At 48.5% G+C, this 18,119-nt stretch carries 14 protein-coding genes and 1 tRNA gene; 9 read left to right on the top strand and 6 right to left on the bottom strand.

Annotation, left to right across the window (positions count from 1 at the left end):
* Positions 1 to 19: 19 nt before the first annotated feature.
* Both BLW37_RS01345 and BLW37_RS01340 read right to left on the bottom strand, forming a co-directional pair.
* Positions 20 to 1,303, bottom strand: coding sequence for a DUF3422 family protein (locus BLW37_RS01345; RefSeq protein ID WP_091338278.1), 1,284 nt, complete (start codon positions 1,301 to 1,303; stop codon positions 20 to 22).
* On the bottom strand, positions 1,300 to 1,770 hold the full coding sequence (locus BLW37_RS01340; RefSeq protein ID WP_245785595.1) for an FKBP-type peptidyl-prolyl cis-trans isomerase: 471 nt from the start codon (positions 1,768 to 1,770) through the stop codon (positions 1,300 to 1,302). The genes BLW37_RS01345 and BLW37_RS01340 overlap by 4 nt, the downstream gene beginning before the upstream one ends.
* A 265-nt stretch (positions 1,771 to 2,035) precedes the next feature.
* Here BLW37_RS01340 and ctlX point away from each other — a divergent pair, with 265 nt between their 5' ends.
* The gene (gene ctlX / locus BLW37_RS01335) at positions 2,036 to 2,953 is read left to right on the top strand and encodes a citrulline utilization hydrolase CtlX (RefSeq protein WP_091338270.1); all 918 of its coding nucleotides are present in this window, start codon (positions 2,036 to 2,038) and stop codon (positions 2,951 to 2,953) included.
* A 53-nt stretch (positions 2,954 to 3,006) separates the two neighbouring features.
* On the opposite strand, the gene BLW37_RS01330 is transcribed toward ctlX, so the two are convergent.
* The 4 genes from BLW37_RS01330 to BLW37_RS01315 are packed head-to-tail and all read right to left on the bottom strand — an operon-like array spanning position 3,007 to position 8,573.
* Positions 3,007 to 3,840: a zinc-binding metallopeptidase gene (locus tag BLW37_RS01330; RefSeq protein ID WP_091338267.1), complete on the bottom strand. Its 834-nt coding sequence runs from the start codon at positions 3,838 to 3,840 to the stop codon at positions 3,007 to 3,009.
* A complete protein-coding gene (locus BLW37_RS01325) occupies positions 3,837 to 4,583 on the bottom strand; it encodes a LytR/AlgR family response regulator transcription factor (protein ID WP_091338263.1) in 747 nt (248 codons plus the stop codon). Before BLW37_RS01325 ends, BLW37_RS01330 begins: the two co-directional genes overlap by 4 nt.
* A complete protein-coding gene (locus BLW37_RS01320) occupies positions 4,576 to 5,664 on the bottom strand; it encodes a sensor histidine kinase (RefSeq protein WP_091338262.1) in 1,089 nt (362 codons plus the stop codon). The genes BLW37_RS01325 and BLW37_RS01320 overlap by 8 nt, the downstream gene beginning before the upstream one ends.
* 50 nt (positions 5,665 to 5,714) lie before the next feature.
* Positions 5,715 to 8,573, bottom strand: a complete 2,859-nt coding sequence (locus BLW37_RS01315; RefSeq protein WP_091338260.1) for a TonB-dependent receptor plug domain-containing protein — start codon at positions 8,571 to 8,573, stop codon at positions 5,715 to 5,717.
* A gap of 290 nt (positions 8,574 to 8,863) precedes the next feature.
* Between BLW37_RS01315 and BLW37_RS01310 the strand changes: the two genes are divergently transcribed.
* From BLW37_RS01310 to dnaB, 8 genes are all read left to right on the top strand, one after another.
* Positions 8,864 to 10,180: a M64 family metallopeptidase gene (locus BLW37_RS01310; protein WP_139243639.1), complete on the top strand. Its 1,317-nt coding sequence runs from the start codon at positions 8,864 to 8,866 to the stop codon at positions 10,178 to 10,180.
* A 71-nt stretch (positions 10,181 to 10,251) separates the two neighbouring features.
* Complete coding sequence (locus BLW37_RS01305) at positions 10,252 to 10,644, top strand: VOC family protein (protein WP_091338255.1); 393 nt, start codon at positions 10,252 to 10,254, stop codon at positions 10,642 to 10,644.
* 220 nt (positions 10,645 to 10,864) lie between these two features.
* Positions 10,865 to 10,951: transfer RNA gene (locus BLW37_RS01300), tRNA-Leu, on the top strand.
* 146 nt (positions 10,952 to 11,097) lie between these two features.
* Entirely contained in the window at positions 11,098 to 12,483 is a 1,386-nt protein-coding gene (locus BLW37_RS01295; RefSeq protein ID WP_171907510.1) for a class I SAM-dependent methyltransferase, read from the top strand.
* A 12-nt stretch (positions 12,484 to 12,495) separates the two neighbouring features.
* Entirely contained in the window at positions 12,496 to 13,449 is a 954-nt protein-coding gene (locus tag BLW37_RS01290; protein WP_091338249.1) for a phosphoribosyltransferase-like protein, read from the top strand.
* A gap of 17 nt (positions 13,450 to 13,466) precedes the next feature.
* Entirely contained in the window at positions 13,467 to 15,503 is a 2,037-nt protein-coding gene (locus BLW37_RS01285) for an ORC-CDC6 family AAA ATPase (protein WP_091338246.1), read from the top strand.
* Complete coding sequence (locus BLW37_RS01280; RefSeq protein ID WP_091338244.1) at positions 15,504 to 16,445, top strand: hypothetical protein; 942 nt, start codon at positions 15,504 to 15,506, stop codon at positions 16,443 to 16,445.
* Between the two features lie 291 nt (positions 16,446 to 16,736).
* Entirely contained in the window at positions 16,737 to 18,119 is a 1,383-nt protein-coding gene (gene dnaB / locus BLW37_RS01275) for a replicative DNA helicase (RefSeq protein WP_091338242.1), read from the top strand.

Raw genomic sequence — 18,119 nt, 5'->3', positions numbered from 1 at the left:
AGCCGCTCTGGCTGCGAAATTAGTTCGCTTCGGCACGCTTTAATCGTCGGCGAAAACTGTACAGCAACAGCGCGACAAAACTTATTACCAATGGCAGGCTGAGACTGTGCCAAAGCTCTTTATTGAGATCAGGCCACCAATACTGCAAAGCGCGAATACCATGCTGACACAGCTGCATGGCGTAATAGCTGATGGCGACCACCGACAAGCCTTCCACCATATGCTGCAGTTTTAGTTGCAGCCGGGCGCGCTGATCCATCGACGCCAATAAGCGCTGGTTTTGCTGTTCCAGTTTCAAACTGATACGGGTACGCAGCAGCTCAGTGCAGCGCCCCAGGCGGTTGGAGAGACCTTGCTGACGAAACAGCACCGACTCGCTGGTGCGGTAAGCCGGCGTTAGCCTGCGCTCGGTAAAATCCTGCAGCGACAGCAGGCCATCAATGGGTGTTTCATTCAGGCTTTTGATCCGATCAAGCGCCAGTTGGTAGTAGGCCGCACTGGCTTGCAGCCGTGAGCTGTTCTCGGCAATCAGGTGTTCGGTCTGTGCTGCCATGCGGGTCATTTCGGCCAAAAGTGGTTCGTCGTGCTCTTCGGCCTGTTCAATGCGCTGTGTAATGTAGGACAGTTGTTTCTCCAGCGTATCGAGTTTAACGATGGCTTTGCGGGCCAGCGGCCAGCCTAGCAAGGAGAGCTTGCGGTAATTGCCCAGATCAAACAATTGCTGCACCAGACGACCGAGCTGAGCCGGACTAAGTCCGCGGTCTTGCATCAGCATCCGTCCAGCGCCTTCAGCATGTTTTTGAAAATCGGTCCAGATGCGGGCTTTTTGATCCGCCAGATAACTGCTGATGCAATGATCCGGATTGAACATCGTTGCAATGTCCTGCTCTTTGGTGCAGCTCTTGCTGTCCAGCACACTCAGCTGGATCACCCGGAATACCTGACCAGGGAAAGGTTCCAGCCAGTCTTTGGCGGGTAGGAAATCCAGTGGATCATCAAATAACTCAGTGCCACTGCCTGGCTGGATAAAGGTATAGCTGGAGAATTCGCCATGTTTTTCCCAGCGTAAAGTCGTGCCGTACAAAGACAAATTCAAATCATTGTCGGTTTCTTTTAGTTGCGCCCCTTGCTGCAACGCCAATTGTTGCATTTGCTGAAACTCTTCACTGCGGCTGCTCGGGCTGACCGTCAGCACAAACTGACACAGCCGACAAGGCGCCTGCAGGGCGGGGAAAGTGCGCTGGCGCAACTCCTGATCCAGCAGATCGCGCAGCGGGTGATTGCGTTGTTGGAATCGGCTCATTGGTAAGCTCCGTGGCTTTGAACGGGCTCATCACGACGAAAGCCGATCACCCGTACCAGCTCGATATCAAAAATCAGCAGGCTAAAAGGCGGTATACCAGGCATCGATTGGTCGCCATAAGCCAGCTGTGGCGGCACATGCAGCCGGGCGGTGCCGCCTTCACGCATTCGTTTTAAGCCTTCCTGCCAGCCAGGGATCACCTGATGCAGGATAAACTCTATGGGCTCATCCGGTGGTAGCTGCGCATCGAAGGTATCGCCGTTTAGCAGCCGGCCGCGGTAATACACCTGCACTGAACTTAGCTCCGATGGTCTGGCACCACTGCCTTCGGTAATCTGCTGAAAACCCAGACCAGAAGGCAACACCTCCACCTCGGGGTGCGCCAGCATGTCTTCATGATGCTGTCTGTTGCGCTCGCGCTGCTCGTCCAGGATCCGGTTGTCGGCATTGGCGGGCACCAGACTCACAAGCAGCAATAAGACTGCAAATAAAATACATGACCGCAGCATATTTATGGTTCACTCCGCTGATGGTGCTTCAGTATATCGCACAGCAGGGCCGGTTGGCAGTGTCATTTGAAACAGGATCAAGGCGCTGCAAAAAAATGTAATTTTTGCCATTTTGTCTGGCAGTTGAACTGAATACAATAGCGCAGTTTCCGGGCTTACTATGGTTTATTGAAAAGGAAAGGTATGCAGTCATTGATTTTTTCAGCGAAGCAGGTGATGCCTGATGCGTAATTCTGTGCAGGCCCCAGCTGCTGTAGTGATGGTACGGCCCCATCATTTTTGTTCAAACCCTCAGACCATGCGGGACAATGCTTATCAAACCAGCAATAGCAACCGCGATGCCAAACAGCAAGCTTACGCGGAAGTCAGTGCTGCTGTCCGCCAACTCGAACGCCATGGCGTGCTGGTGCACTTATTTGAGGATGAACAGCAGATAACACCGGACTCGGTCTTTCCAAACAACTGGTTTTCCACCCATGCCGATGGCCGGGTAGTGATTTACCCTATGTTTGCTGAAAACCGCCGGCTTGAGGTTCGGCCGGATATCATTGAGCTGCTAAAGGCGCAGTATCAGGTCGCGGAAGTGGTTGATTACACGAGCTACGTTCAGCAACAGCTGTTTCTGGAAGGGACCGGCTCACTGGTGATTGATCACCTCAATCACCTGGCTTTTGCCGCTGTATCAAAACGCACCAGCCCGGCCCTGGTGCGCAAGGTGTGTCAGCAGCTTAACCTGACGCCGGTGATTTTTAATGCCTTTGATCAGCAAGGGGTGGCGGTGTACCACACCAATGTGATGATGTGCGTGGCAAGCCAGTTTGTCCTTATTTGCCTGCAGATGGTGCCTGAGCCAGAGCGTGCGGAACTGCTGGCCTATTTTCAGCAAAGTGGTCGTGAGGTGATTGATTTATCCTTTCAGCAGATCCAATCTTTTTGCGCCAATGCCATTGAGCTCACAGGCAGCCAAGGCCCTTTGCTGGTGATGTCCGAAACGGCGAGTAATGCCTTAACGGGCGAACAAATACAGCGCATCGAACACACAGCCCGCTTGGTGTCTATTCAGGTACCGACCATTGAATCGGCTGGTGGCTCTGCACGCTGCATGATTGCCGGTATTCACTTGCCGACAGCCACCGCCTAAGCTTACGGGCTGTATTCTTGGTGCTAGGGCTGCAAATCATGCCTGGGCCTGCGCTACTCCTTTTGAGCGCAGGCGATAAACGGTAAATCGAGCTTACTTAGCCGGTGCGCTAGTCTGGGACGGATCTCTGGTGCCAAACAACCAATTTGATACACCAGCAGTTGCAGCTTGTCGCGTAGCAGCTGATCTTGCTGCAGCATGGGTTTTACCTGCCGCCAGCTGGCATCGGCCCACAGGATGGTCCAAAGCTCTGCTTTGTCTTCTTCCAGGCCGCTCATGGCGTAGCGGTTGATAAAGCCCTGCAGTGGATGGGAGAAAGCGGCATCCTCACTGGCTCTGGCGTAGGCCCCGCCTTTACCGTAGCGAAAATCAGCCGGTTTTAGTGGCAGCCAGAGTGGATCGCGGTAATACGCCGAGCCATACAGCTCTTCTTCCAGCATGTGGTAAAACTCGTGATGCAGCACATGACGGTTGAAGGCCATATCGTGGTGACCAATGTCGTAGATCAGCACTTCGTGCACATAATCGGGCACAGCCAATCTGGGCTGGCCGGCGACCGACAGATTTCGCACCAGCAGGATCTGCTGCAGCCCGGATAGCTCAAGCAGCTCGGTCGGGTATTTGCCCAGCTCCTGCGTGAGCATGCGTATGTAGGGCAATAGATCCTGATCATGTAACGAGACAGCATCAAACTGCAACGCCCAGGGCGCCAACTGCATTTCCATACTGTTTAACGTCAACTGTACGCGAAAACCTTGATTGAACTGCTGAACGGCTACTGCGGAAGGGGGCAGCAGCTCTGATGTCGGGGTGGGTGGTAACTGGCTGCAATGGCTCAAAAGGGCGCACAGCAGCAGAGCGACTGTAAGCTGGATGCAAGGTTTCATCCATTGGACCATTCGGTTGGCTTAAACAGGTGCTGACCACTTCGGCTGATGGCGAGTGGCTTGGTGCAGCCTTTCATCCAGGCTTGCATTTGCTCTGAATCCAGGGTTTTGACATGATCGAGCTGCTGAATATTGATCAGGGTACTGCGATGGATCCGCCAAAATAGTTGAGGGTCCAGCTGTTTCTCCAGCTCTTTGAGCGGTGTGCGTACCACAAATTCACGCTCGGTGGTGACCACTTCGACGTAACGACCACTGGCATGAAAGTACAAAATATTCTCGGTTTTTTGCAACCAGATTTTATTGCCTAATTGCAGCTTTAACTGGTTCAGATAAGTGCCTCCGGTTGGCTGTAACGAGGCTCGGTCCAATCGCGCCGGAGGTTGATGCAGCCGCTGCTGCAGTCGGGTAATGCATTGTTGCAGGCGGGCATCGGAATAGGGTTTTAACAGGTAATCAATGGCACCGGCTTCAAAGGCTTTTACCGCGTACTGATCATAGGCCGTGACAAACACCAGGTGGCATAAATGCGAACTTAAGCAGGCCACATCCAGCCCGGACAGGCTGCCCATTTGTACATCCAAAAAGGCGACATCGGGTTGCAGTTGTTCCAGTGCCGCCAGTGCGTCTTCCCCATTGCTGCACTGAGCCACCAGCTTTGCTTGGGGCCAAAGCCTGGCCAGCTTTTTTTGCAGGCTAAGGCGTAAGATCTCTTCATCTTCTGCGATCAGCAGTTTAACCATGCAGTGGCACTCCTAACTGAGCTATTGTGCATTGCCCTGGTTGCACCCGGATGGAAAAATGCCCGGCCTGGCCATAGGCTGCCTGCAAACGGGCCTGTAAATTATTCAGGCCGGTACCCTGCTGAGTTTGCAGCGGTTGGGCCGCACTGTCACTGACTTCAATCTGAAGTTGTTGTTGGGCGATACGAGCACTCAGCTGGATCTGGCCTGTGCCGGTGATTTTTTCTAAACCGTGCTTGATGGCATTTTCCACCAGGGTTAGTACCGACATCGGCAGTACCATCGCATCCGCTGCATTTGGGCTGATGTTCAGTTTGTACTCCAGGCGGCTGCCAAAGCGGATTTTCTGGATGGCCAGATAGCGTTCAATGATGCTGACCTCCTCGGCCAGTGGAATAAAAGGCTGACGAAATTGCGGAATGCTGGCCCGCAGATAGCTGGTCAGCTCTTCCAACAACAGCTTGGCTTTCTCTGGATCCAAATCAATCAGGTTGTGCATATTGGCCAGGGTATTAAAGAAAAAGTGCGGCTCCAGCTGAGCCTGCAGCAGGTGCAGCTCCATTTCGGCCTGATCCCGCTGTTGAGCGGTTTCGTGAATCTGCTGTTGCAGCTGCTGAAACTGAGGTTGGGTAAAGCGGTTTTTTAGATACAGCAATACAAAAATCACCCAAACGGAGGACAGCAGAATGCGCAGGAGGTAAGTGGCTGCTTCCCAAAGCGGGGGCAGCAAGGTTTTATCCCAGGGAAACAGCAGCATGCTCAGTGCCCAGCTGAGCAAAAAGGTCAGCGTTCCGATAGCTGCCATGCGATAAAAGGATACTGACTGGCTGGGAGCTGGCATCAGAAGCAGGTAAATGAAGACCAGAGAAAATCCAATCAGGTTAAAAACTTTGGCGTATTCGGTAAAGCTGGCCAGCAGATAACTCAGACTAATGTCTGGCTGGTACACTTGCTGATGCAGCGCGCTGAGTACAGCACAGCTGGTACTAAGAAGCGCGATCACCAACATATCTGCCGGACCGAGCAGGCGCAAACGCTGGCGTAATTGTTTGATCGGTTGCTGTATGGCAAGAGTTTTCATGTTTTCTCATCAAATAAGGGCTCTGCGGATCAGAGCCCCGGCCAGATGTATCAGAAACTGTAGTGAATGCCAAGGCTGTAGTAGCGCCCTAGCGTATTATACAGTCCTGCGGTGTAGCCCATTTCCCAGCTGGCGCCCCCGGTGCTGGCACCTGGGATCTGCGGCGTTTGCCGGTCCGTCAGGTTAAAGGCTGAAGCCGACAGTGACAACTGCTCGGTCAGGCGGTGGCTAAGTGTCAGATCAAGGTACCAAACCCGGCCGGTTTCCGTGACCTCATACCGAGACGGATCGCGGGAAATACTGGGCTTTTGCCGGCCAATGTAATGAGCCGTCAGGTTCAGGCTGCTTTTTTGGGAGCTTAGGCTCAAGCGATTGCGACCACGCCATTTAGGAAAGGCCATGCCGCCGACGGTCTCCAGAACCGAGGCTGCCGGATCCGATTGGAGTTTGCGTTCAATCAGGCGGCCCCAGTTGCTGTTCAAGCCCAGTGTGAGCCCGAGCTGCTGGATGGGGTAATGGTAATCCAGCGCATAATCAATGCCGCGGGTTTGGTGGCGGGCCAGGTTCAGATAAGACAGGTTCAGCACCATCAGGTCATCGCGCCGCTCAATCAACTGACAGAAAATATTATCCAGGCTGCTGCTGTCCATGCAGTTTGGGTAGACTTCACCCCAGGGTAAAGTACCAATTTTATCGACCAGATTGATGTCCCAGTAATCCACGGTCAGGTTAAGGTTGTCGATAAAGCCGGGTGAGTACACCAGACCACCGGTAAAGGTATAGGCCCGTTCCGCGCGAAGTTGATCATTGCCGGTGGTGACAATGAGCGCATCCCAATAGTAGTTGGCCGGATCGGTTAAACCAAGTGCATCGCAGTTGGCTTCGCGGTATTCGGAACCCAGCTGACGGTAGGCGGAAAAACAGACTTCAAACACATAGTTGCGGAACTGGCTTTGCGGCTGGAAAATTTCATTGATGTTCGGAGCTCGCACTGCTTTAGCGCGCGATGCCCGAACTTTTAAGGTCTCGAATGGCATCCAGTCCAGGCCCAGACTCCAGCTGTGGTTGGTACCAGCCAGGTTGTAACGGGCGGTGCGCCATGCGGTATCCAGACTCAGTCGCTCTGCTGCGGGCAGGCCATCAAGTAGCGGCAGGCGCAGTTCGGCATAGGCCTCACTGACATGGTATTTACCAATCAGCGGTTCACTGCGCATGCTGCTGGGGCCAATACCAGTCAATTGCACATCCGATGGGGTACTGCGGCTTTGTTCACGACGATGTTCAACGCCAGCTGCGTAACTAATGTAACCTGCAGGTAACTGCCATAAGTCGCCATCCAGGTTGGCTGCCAGGATGCTTTGTTGCAGTTTGGCGCTGCTCTGGTGCGGATCCAGTTTCAGGTAGCTCATAGCTTCCTCTGTCAGCGGCTGAAACACGTTGATAGGGACACAATCGCTATCACAACTGCGGATTTCACCGCTTTGTGGATCCCGAAAGCTGCCCCAAACGCCTTTACGCCAATGCTCTTCCCGGTAGGAGTTCAGGTGCGTGGTTTGTAGTCGGGTTGCACCATGCTGGGCACTGAGTTGCCAGCGATGTTGGTTGCTTGTATAGCCTTCTATTACCAATACGGCCTGATACAAATCGTACTGAAGGTCGCTGCCCATCCGGCCCATTTCCGGAAAGTAACCACCAAACAATAACCCCTGACCGCTCTGTGATACTTCTGCCTGCTGCTCTGGCGTGTAAAACGCATAATCAACCGGCAGTCGCGCCACTCCATACTCCACCAGAGGGCTGAGTCGGCTTTCTGAATTGGAACGGACATACTTCAATTCACCGGTTAGGGTGGTATTGGCACTGAGTTCACGGTTGAAGTTGCTGCTCAGGTTCAGTTTTTGCAATGGCACGGCCAGGCGTGCCCACTCATAACGTGAATAGAAAGAGCCGTAGGTGTCATCTACCGATAAAGCGGCCAACTGGGTAGTGCTGTTGCCAAACACTTCGGCTGAGTCTGGTAACAGCGGCTGAGGTTGAGCTGAACTATCCAGCCGGTAGGGGCGACCGTCCAGTAAAAAAGTGCGATAACTGCTGGAATATAGTGGGGTGCGTCGGCCCAGAATAAAATCGTACTCCCCCTCTTGCCCTGCCAGTGGGTTGTCGATGTAGGTTAAATCATTGGCAATGTAACGGCGATCCCTGCCTTCCACTGGCTTGGACGTGTGATAACTCACATGCAGATTAAAAAAGCCAGCCTGATCAGCAAAGGCTTGGCCATGAGTCAGAGTGCCGTACCAGCGATTGGCATCACCCTTGGTGGTGGCACCATAGGAAGCACTCATTTGTGTGCCGGTAAAATCCTGTTTTAAAATAATATTCACTACGCCAGATACTGCATCGGCGCCATAAACTGAGGAGGCGCCGCCGGTTAGCACATCCACCCGTTCAATCAGAGCGGTTGGGATGGACGATACATCCACGGTGCTGGTGCCGGGAATGGATGGTACATGACGACGACCATTGACCAGTACCAGGGTACGAATGGAACCCATACCGCGTAAGTCCTGCGTGCTGGTTCCTGCATAGCCTCTGGCGTTGCTGGTTTCAGTCCCGCTGGCGGGGACCATTGCCGGTAATTGATTCAGCAACTGATTGACATCTACGGCCCCTGACTGAAGGATCTCTTCGGCACTGATGCTGACCACAGGGGTATGGGTTTCCAGGTCGGTGCGGCGGATACGGCTGCCGGTGATGGTTATGACTTCCGGCCTTGCTTCACTATCTGGCCCGGTTTCATTCTCGGCAGAGAGGGCTGGCAGGGTTAGCAAGGCAGACAAGCAGGCCAGCGTCAAACGGGGGTAACGAAGCCTGGAATGGACGATCGGGTATGGATTATTGACTGTGGGCATCGCTGTTCCTTCCTTATGATGTTGTTATTTTGTTTTTGTTAGTGCTGCATAGTGTTGTTTTTTTAGCAGCCTCTTTTGATAGCAAACTGAGTAAATATCGACCAGCGTCATGGGTCTGGTTGGTGCTGCTTCAGGTATCAGTCGCGGTATCTTTGCTATAAACGGTTTGGCTGGGATTTTTTTCGCTTATGCATCTATGGCGGCTACCGATGACTTTGTCGCTGGCGCTGCTGAAAATGCAGGCTAGCTTGGGTACAGATGAACGATAGCCAGTGTGGGATGATGCATTGATGAAATTTTGGTTTTTGGTGGGATTATTGTGTCTGGCAGGACAACTGGATGCAGCTGCGCCAGCCACCTGGAGATTGGATGTGCTGCATGGCCTTGAGGGTGGTAAGGAACAGTTCCGGAAAAGCGGTTTATGGCAAGAACCCCTGCTATGGCAAGGCCCGGTGGATTTACAGGATAAGCTGAATCGTGGTGATTACCGCTTTGAAATCACAAAGTCCGCTACTGGGGAGCTGCTCTATGCTCAAAGCTATTCATCCTTATTTGCTGATTGGTCGCTTAGCTCTGATACCAGTCACAACGAGCGTTATTTTGAAGAGTCACTGCGTTTTCCTGCCCCTGAGGTGCCAGCACGTTTGCAAATTTTTCGCCGGCAGTTGGATAAGCCCGGCCAACCTTTTCAAGCTGTCTGGCAACTGGATTTACCCTCGCAAGCGCAGCCTGCGCCTATGCCTCCTGCCACAGACAGCATCCGGCTGTTGCAGGCGGCAAATACGGAGGAGCAGGCCTATGGCCTGGTATTTCTTGCCGAAGGCTTTCAGGCTGGTGAGGTCGAGGCATTTTTTCAGGCGGCCAGCGAACTAAGCCAGGCGTTGTTTCAGTACGCCCCTTTTGATCGTTTGCGGCCACGTATGCAGGTGCATGCAGTGATGACGCCGTCCACCGACAGTGGCATTGGCTTTCGCAACGGCGGGCAGCCGCTGGATACCCGTTTTGCCGTTAACCCCAATGCCCTGGGCATGCCGCGCTATGCACTGAGTATGGAAGTTCACGCCATTCGTAACGCCGCTATGGCTGTGCCCTATCACAGCATCGTGATCCTGACTAATTCGAGTGATTATCATGGCAGTGGCATTTTCCAAACCTACGCCATTGCCCCGGCGTTTCACCCAAGGCGGGAGTTTTTATTACTGCATGAACTCGGGCACTCACTGGCTGGCCTGGCGGATGAATACTTTCACGATACCCCGGGTTATGCCGGCAGTGACGGGACCATTGAGCCTTACCAGCCCAATATTACCAGCAAGGCGGGGTTAGCCCCTTTAAAGTGGCAGCATCTTGCCACCGAAGGCATTCCCATTCCAACACCCTGGAACCAGCAGGCGTTTATGCAAAACCGGCAGATGTCGACCTTAACAGCCGAGCCGCATCAGGGCGTCGTGGGTGCTTTTCTGGGCGCCAACTACAGCGCTGAGCATTACTACCGACCGGCCCTGGCCTGCATTATGTTGCTGGATATGGGCGACAACCACTTTTGTCCGGTGTGCCAGCAGGCGATTGTGGAGCAGATAGAGAGTCAGTTGTCGGCTGCGCCTTAATGGATGTCATCAGCCGCCAGATGGTGCTAACTGGTCTATAGTAGAAGCATCGAAATGGTGTGAGCAGCGACATGGAAAAAGTAACCGGTATCGGAGGCATTTTTTTCAGAGCCAAAGACCCAGCCGCTTTATCGCGCTGGTATACAGAGCATCTTGGGATTGATCCTGTCCCTGATACGTATCAGCAATCGCCCTGGTGGCAGCAAAAAGGCCCGACCGTATTTGCTCCTTTCCCGGCCGATAGCGACTATTTTGGCAAGCCGGAGCAAGCCTGGATGCTCAATTTCCGGGTGCTGGATCTGGATAAAATGGTCGCGCAGCTTACTGCCAGTGCCATCGAAGTCCAGCTGGATCCAGAAACCTACCCCAACGGGCGTTTTGCGCGTTTGCATGATCCGGAGGGCAACCCTATCGAGCTTTGGCAACCAGCGGGTATAGATATACCCTCGGCAGCGGATGATTAGCAGCCGGTTGGATAGGGGGCTACCGCTACAATGGTCTGCCCGGTGTGAGCGATCGGTAGAGGATCCCGCGCTACGGTTTACCCAGAGGCATAGCATTTATCGCAATTGCGCATACAACAGCGGTTATAGCGGTGATTTTATAGCCAAACAATGAAGGCGATGGATAAATTCGCTTGCGTGTGACAAAAGCCATCGTATAATGACTGCGTTTTCCCCCAGTGCCTGGGTGGCGAAATTGGTAGACGCAGTGGATTCAAAATCCACCGTTGGAAACAACGTGTCGGTTCGAGTCCGACCCTAGGCACCATTTTTCCTGCAATATTGCTTTTGCAAGCACTATCAAATTTTAATTGACAGAATACATTTGTCTCGTACGTCTGCACTAGATACAATCATCAATAATATTATTTTGCGTCGTTCCAGAGAATGAATTTGGTTAATAGGCGAGCAGTTTTGAAATTTGAAGATGACGAAGGTAAGGTTGTGGTGCCAAAAACCAAATCGTTAATCAAGGATTCTTCGGAAATCTACAGGGATTTAATAGCTAAGTTTCGTGCTTCTGGTTTACCTCTTGAGGTCGATTTTAGAACTCTAGTAGAATGGGTTAAGTTAGGTGACCAGTATACTCATCAAATTCATACCTACCCCGCAAAGTTAATTCCACATATAGCCAACTTTTTTGTCAAAGCATCTACTTTGTTCAAAAATGAAAAAGCAGTTTTAGATCCATTTTGTGGTTCTGGTACTGTTGCTCTTGAGGCATCTTTAGCAGGTTGTACCCCATATGTTTCCGATTCTAATCCCTTAGCATTATTGATTACTAAAGTTAAGACAACTAACTATGATGTACAGGAATTGTCCGAGGAGCTTCAGGCGATTACTTATAGGTGTAAGCGATACAGGAGTGCTCCAGAGATTGCTATAGTTAATAGTAATCTTTGGTATTCAGCTGAGAGAAAGAAAGCTCTGGAAATTATTCTCAGAGCTGTTATGGAAGTAAAAGGTAATGAAATTAGAGATTTCTTTAGAGTCTGCTTCTCAGTCACCGCTAAACGCTTTAGTAATGCCGATCCCGCTATATCAGTACCTGTTAGGTTGAAAACTAGAGAGCGGTTTAGCGATGCAACAAATAATAAAATAATTTCGAAACTAAAATGGTTAGAAGAATCCTCTCCACTCCAAGAATTTGTAAGGATATCGTTAGCAAACATTGAGCGAGTTGCATCTGCTAATCGCTTTAATAGTGACAGGGCGTCAGCATCAATTATTAGCAGGGATGCAAGGCGACTCGCCTGTGATAGTTTAGGTACAAAAAACTTTCAAGTCCCATTGATTGTTACTTCTCCCCCATACGGCAGTGCTCAGAAATATATTCGTTCTTCAAGCATCTCTCTCAATTGGCTTGGCCTTATAGAGCCTGATAAGCTTACCGTCTTAGAGGATCAATCAATTGGTAGAGAACACGCGCCCAAGTTTAGGAGAGTTATGCCTCAAGGTGAACTTCCTGATTCTTATGAAGATGTTGTTGGGAAAATAAAAGCAAAAAACGAGCTCAGAGGATTTATCACTCGTCAATATCTACTTGAAATGAAAGATGCCCTTGCGGAAATGGCACGTGTAACTTCGGAGAATGGTCACATTGTTATAGTTACAGGTAATAACCAAGTTTGTAATGAGACTCTTCGAAATGACGAATTTATAGTGACTATTTTGACATCTCTTGGGCTAAATTTAGAGCTCAGTCTAATAGATCATATTAAGTCACGTGGATTGATGACAAAAAGAAACAGAACTGCGTCAGTTATATCCCGAGAGAGTGTCCTGGTTTTTTCAAAGTGAATAACTAGTATTATGGAAAAGAAAATCCTCGAATCTAAGCTTCGAAACCTAATAAACCATGCTTGGGATCAGGAAGTCTCTTGGGCTGGGATTGATGCTTGGCTAAAAAACTTTGATGGAAGCTTTTTTGATCGTGATGAAGAGCAGTTGTACGCCATTTTCGCGATTTCAAGATTTATGTATTTTGGTAAAAGGCTAGTGCGTGAAATGCTCAAGTCCTTATATAGGGATCACTTTTTTTCACCAATTAGACAGCGAATCCGTCGCAACTCAGGTGGAACTCTAGACAAAAAAATAATCGATAATGCGTTCGATGCAGAACTTCGAAGTACCCGTTTTATAGGTGTTGGTAATCCGTCAGAAAGTGGAGCTCATTTACTGTACTATTTCCGACAAGTAAACTCTTTACCTAAAGATTTATTCGCAGATCTCGCTTCAACTCTGAGTTATCGTAAGGCTCAAGATAGAAATGAAGTTGTTTTTGATTTTCGAGGTCAAAATATTACCAGGCTAGTATTTTTTGACGATTTAGTTGGCTCTGGAACTCAAGTGACTGATTATCTGAGTGAATATTTGAGTGGTTTACGGCAATCAAATCCAACCTTAGACATTCGATTTATGTCACTCTTTGCAACTACGTCTGGATTAGAAAAATTAAATAATCAGAAACTTTTTAATGGGAAGGCGATGTGTTTATTTGAACTTGATAGCTCTTTTCAAGCCTTCGATGAAGGCTCTCGATATTTCGCAACATGCCCAAATTGGTTTGATAAAGAGAAAATGTCATTAATAACTGAGAGCTACGGTAAAAGGATCTGGCCTAATCATCCGCTGGGCTATAAAAACGGTCAGTTGCTTATTGGTTTCTCGCACAATACACCGGACAATGTGCCGCCAATTTATTGGGCTGACGTTAAGGATCTACCTTGGGCTCCAGCGTTTCTTAGATATCATAAAGAGTATTAATTATTTGGATGGTTCTAATGGTGACAGATAACCCATTTACACTTGCAAGAGCTTCAGATTTTACAGACAAGCAGATCAATTCTTTATGGACAGATCTTGGTTCAGCAAAAATTATAAATACTATTATTGAGCCAACTTCAAAAGTCTCAAAATTTATTCTAGGTGGCAAGGGAACGGGGAAAACTCATTTACTTAGATATTATTCTTACCCAGTAGTAAGACTTCGTTCTCAAGGTGAAAGCGGTGTTTCAATCTTAAAAAAGCACAAGTTTCTAGCCATTTTCCTTAGAGCAACTGGAGTAGATGCAACTAGATTCGAAGCAAGCTCCAATATTCCCATAAACTGGCAACAGCTTTTTGGCGTCTATTTGGAGTTAAAGTTAGCGGAGGGTGTCTTAGATGCCTTATGTGACATCCGGGATACTTCCACAGAAGAAGTTTTTAATGACAGCAATTTCCTCAATGAGATTAAACAGAGTCTATTTGGAGATGGAATTGATAATTGCCAATCGATTAAAGATTTCAGGAATTGGATAATTCTCCAAAGAAGAAATATTGATGAAGCTGTGAATGATGCTGCGTTTAGCGGAAACCTTGAGCTTAAAGCCCCTTTTTCAATTGGCTCTCTTTGCCTTCGAATTAGCAAAGCAATGCAAAAGTGGAACAGGGAGTTAGAAAATATTCCTCTTATTTATCTTATAGATGAGATTGAAAACTTCTCTAGTCGACAACAGCAAGTAGTAAATACTTTGATTCGTTACGGCGAATCCCTTGCAACATTTCGTGTTACAGGACGGCGTTATGCGGTAAAGACTCAGGCAACTTTAGCTGACGGAGAGGAAAATCGCGAAGGTGCTGAATTTAAGACTACGTATCTGGATAGTATATTACTTAGTGATGAGATAAGGTTTCCTGATTTCGCTAAAAGGTTTGTTATTAAGAGGTTAATTTCTGCAGGTATCTCACCTCGGTCGAATGTAGTCGGACCTAATGAAGCATTTGACCCATCTTTATGTTTTGAAGAAGTTCAGAGTTCTAATTTTTATGTTGACGCCATAAGTCGCTTAAACCTGTCGGTAAATGAAGTATCATTTAGAAAATCTTTTGAAAATGCTTTCATGAATGCCAATGGTGATAACCCAGAGGCAGCTGAATTATGCTATAAAGTTATTAATAACCTTACTTTAGGTCTGCCAATTGTAATTCAAAAACTTAATATATTGGTCTTCATGAAAAAGATGAAGAAAGGTGTTCAACCTTTACCACTCTCTGAAACTATAAGAACCGACGCTGACAATTTTATTTCGCCAACAATTAAATCCACAAGAAACTATTACACTAATGCGTATGGACATTATGCTTCAGATTTGTTTGCGCAGGTTTGCAGAGAAGCTAATTCCAACAGAGGTGTAGTTTATGCTGGATTTGACTCATTTGTTAAAATGGCGTCAGGTAATCCCCGAAATTTATTGATAATTCTCAGCAAAGCTTTCGAAATTTCCACTTTTCGTGGGATAGATTTTATATCTGGCCAGTCTCTTCCTATAGAGTTTCAAACTGAAGCTGTGATGGAAGCTGCTCGTTTTATGTATGAATCAGATACGAATTTTGGTAAAGACTCTGACACAGCACTTGCATCGGTAAGTCGTCTAGCATCTATTCTGCGTACAGCTCGTTTTTCAATGAATATTCCAGAAGTTTCTCCTTTGACATTTAGTTTTTCAGACGATGATTTAACAGTGTCGGCTAAAAAAATTTTGCAAGACGCGTTAAATTATTCTTTGATCTTTGAAATGAACGAAGGTAGACCTGATAGAAATAGTCAAAAACTTAACAGGAAAATTCAGCTAAACCCCTTGCTTGCACCCAAATGGTCATTGCCAATTTCAAGACGTGGCGACCTAAGTCTTAACAGAGAAACCCTATTATCAGTTTTCGATTTGGAAGGATCGAATGATTTCGATAGAATTTTGAATAAACTAGATATGAAGTGGAACGGCATTCCTAAGCCAGTAGCAAGGGAAGTTTCAACTCCGCAAAGGAGTTTATTTTAAATGCTTGATTACTCTTTGTATTATCGGCGTCCTATTCGGACGGATAAAATTCCTGAAGAATTACCTAAGTTTGATATTTTTCTATCTGCATATAACTCAAGTTTCAGAGTTAATAAAGTTTTCGAAGATGTGCGCTCTGAGAAGAAGGTTTGGGTTATACATCCAGAATATAAGTATACGATTGGTGAATACCCATCAGAGGGCATTAAAGTAACGCCACCTTCGACTGACGAAATTTCTCAAGTAACGGCAATTCTTGCTGAGTTAGGAGATTTAGAAGGTAAGAAGATATGTATAGATACAACTGGTTTTATGCGCCATGTTTTAATCTTCCTTACTGCTAAACTATCGTATCTTGAAGTTAAAGAATTTACAGCATTATACTCTGAACCGAAATATTACTCTAAGCAGGAAGATACTACTTTCACTACTGCAACAACAGGGGAGCCTCGTCCTGTAAATGGTTTGTATGGTAATAAAAGCGGGCAAGAATTTTTAATCATTAATGTTGGCTATGATCATAAACTTATAGGTGAGGTTGCTGATAACAAGGAAGGGGCGATTATTTACCCTATATTTTCATTTCCATCATTAAGCCCTGATATGTACCAGCAAAGTGCTTTACGAGCATCTGATGGCGGCGGTGCGGCTTTAGATAGTGCATGGATTAATAATCGTTACTTTGCACCAGCTAACGATCCCTTTACCACCGCTGGTGTTATCTCAGAGATAGTTGATACCATTGATCGTAACTATCCTGATGCTAATATCTATTTGTCTCCGTTATCTACAAAGATTCAATCTCTAGGATTTAGTATTTACTGGCTGTTTGAGGGGAAAGCTCGAAAGGGTGTAACTATGTTACTACCTGAGTGTATAACTTATAGCAGAGAGACGAGCACAGGGTTGAAACGACTTTGGTGTTACTCTATTGAGCTATAAGATTTATGTTAAAATACTAATGTGTGTTTGTTGTTTGTAAATAAATGTGTGAATCACACCGGTAAATTCGGAGGCGGATTTGTTAGTGGCTTTGTTTAGTTTTGGCGAGCAATCAGATCGGGAACGGGCATGAATGTTACCTTCTCGCCTAACTTTCTGTTTTAACTAGCTCATTTGTGGAATGCCTCAGATAGGTTGCGCATTCCAAAATACATAATTCTTATGTCTCTACTTTTTATTCCTCTAAGGTCAGGGTAGGATGGCGGGGTCACTTCATCGTATTTTGGAATTATGCAAAAGCAAAAAGATAAGCAGGTTGCTGCGGTAAAAATGCCACCCCATTCCATCGAAGCCGAGCAGTCGGTATTAGGTGGTTTGATGTTGGACAATGAAGCCTGGGATCGGGTAGCGGAAAAAGTGGTGGAGCAGGATTTTTACCTGCGGGCGCACCGGCTGATTTTTAATGCCCTCACCAAGCTTGCCGAACAAAACCAACCAATGGATTTGATCACCGTATCGCAGGCTCTGGAGCAAAACCAGAAGCTGGATGACGTAGGTGGCTTTGCATACCTTGGCGAAATCGCCAAAAACACGCCCAGTGCCGCCAATATCCTGGCTTATGCCGACATTGTGCGCGAACGGGCGGTGATCCGTGACATGATAGGTGTGGCGCACGATATTGCCGATGCCGGCTATGATCCCCAAGGCCGCACCAGTGCCGAGTTGCTGGATTTTGCCGAAACCCGGGTGTTTAAAATAGCGGAGCAGCGGGCCAATGCCAACGAAGGGCCAGAGCCCATTCATGACATCCTCAGCAAGACTATTGAAAAAATTGATGAGCTGTTCAGCAAGCCCCACAATGGCGTGACCGGGGTCTCCACCGGCTATGTCGACCTGGACAAAATGACCAGTGGTCTGCAGCCCTCGGATTTGATTATCGTTGCTGCACGGCCATCCATGGGTAAAACCACCTTTGCCATGAACCTGTGCGAGCATGCCGCTATCACCAGCGATAAACCGGTGCTTATTTTCAGCCTGGAGATGCCTTCCGAGCAAATCATGATGCGGATGCTGGCCTCCATTGGCCGTATCGATCAAACCCGGATCCGAACCGGCCAGTTGGAAGACGAGGATTGGGCGAGGCTGTCCTCCGCCATTGAGCTGCTCAACACCAAAGGCAAGATGTACATCGACGATGCGTCCGGCCTGACACCGACCGAGGTGCGCTCCCGGGCACGGCGGGTAGCACGTGAGCATGGTGGTCTTAGTATGATCATGGTCGACTACCTGCAGCTGATGACCGTACCAGGCATGAGTGAAAACCGAACCCTGGAGATTGCCGAGATCTCCCGCTCATTAAAAGCACTGGCCAAAGAGCTGAAGGTACCAGTAGTGGCGCTGTCGCAGCTAAACCGTAGTCTGGAACAACGGGCGGATAAGCGACCGGTGAACTCGGACTTACGCGAATCCGGCTCCATCGAGCAGGATGCTGATTTAATTATGTTTATCTACCGCGATGAGGTCTACAACGACGACAGTGCTGACAAAGGTTCGGCTGAAATCATCATTGGTAAGCAGCGGAATGGCCCGATAGGCCGGGTCCGACTGACCTTCCATGGTCAGTACTCGCGCTTTGACAATTATGCCGGCACCTACCGTTTCGACGAGGATTAA

It is taken from the genome of Alkalimonas amylolytica (genome assembly GCF_900107845.1).
In the GTDB taxonomy this organism is placed as follows: Bacteria; Pseudomonadota; Gammaproteobacteria; order Enterobacterales; family Alteromonadaceae; genus Alkalimonas; species Alkalimonas amylolytica.
This window is presented reverse-complemented; position numbering and strand designations above follow the sequence as displayed.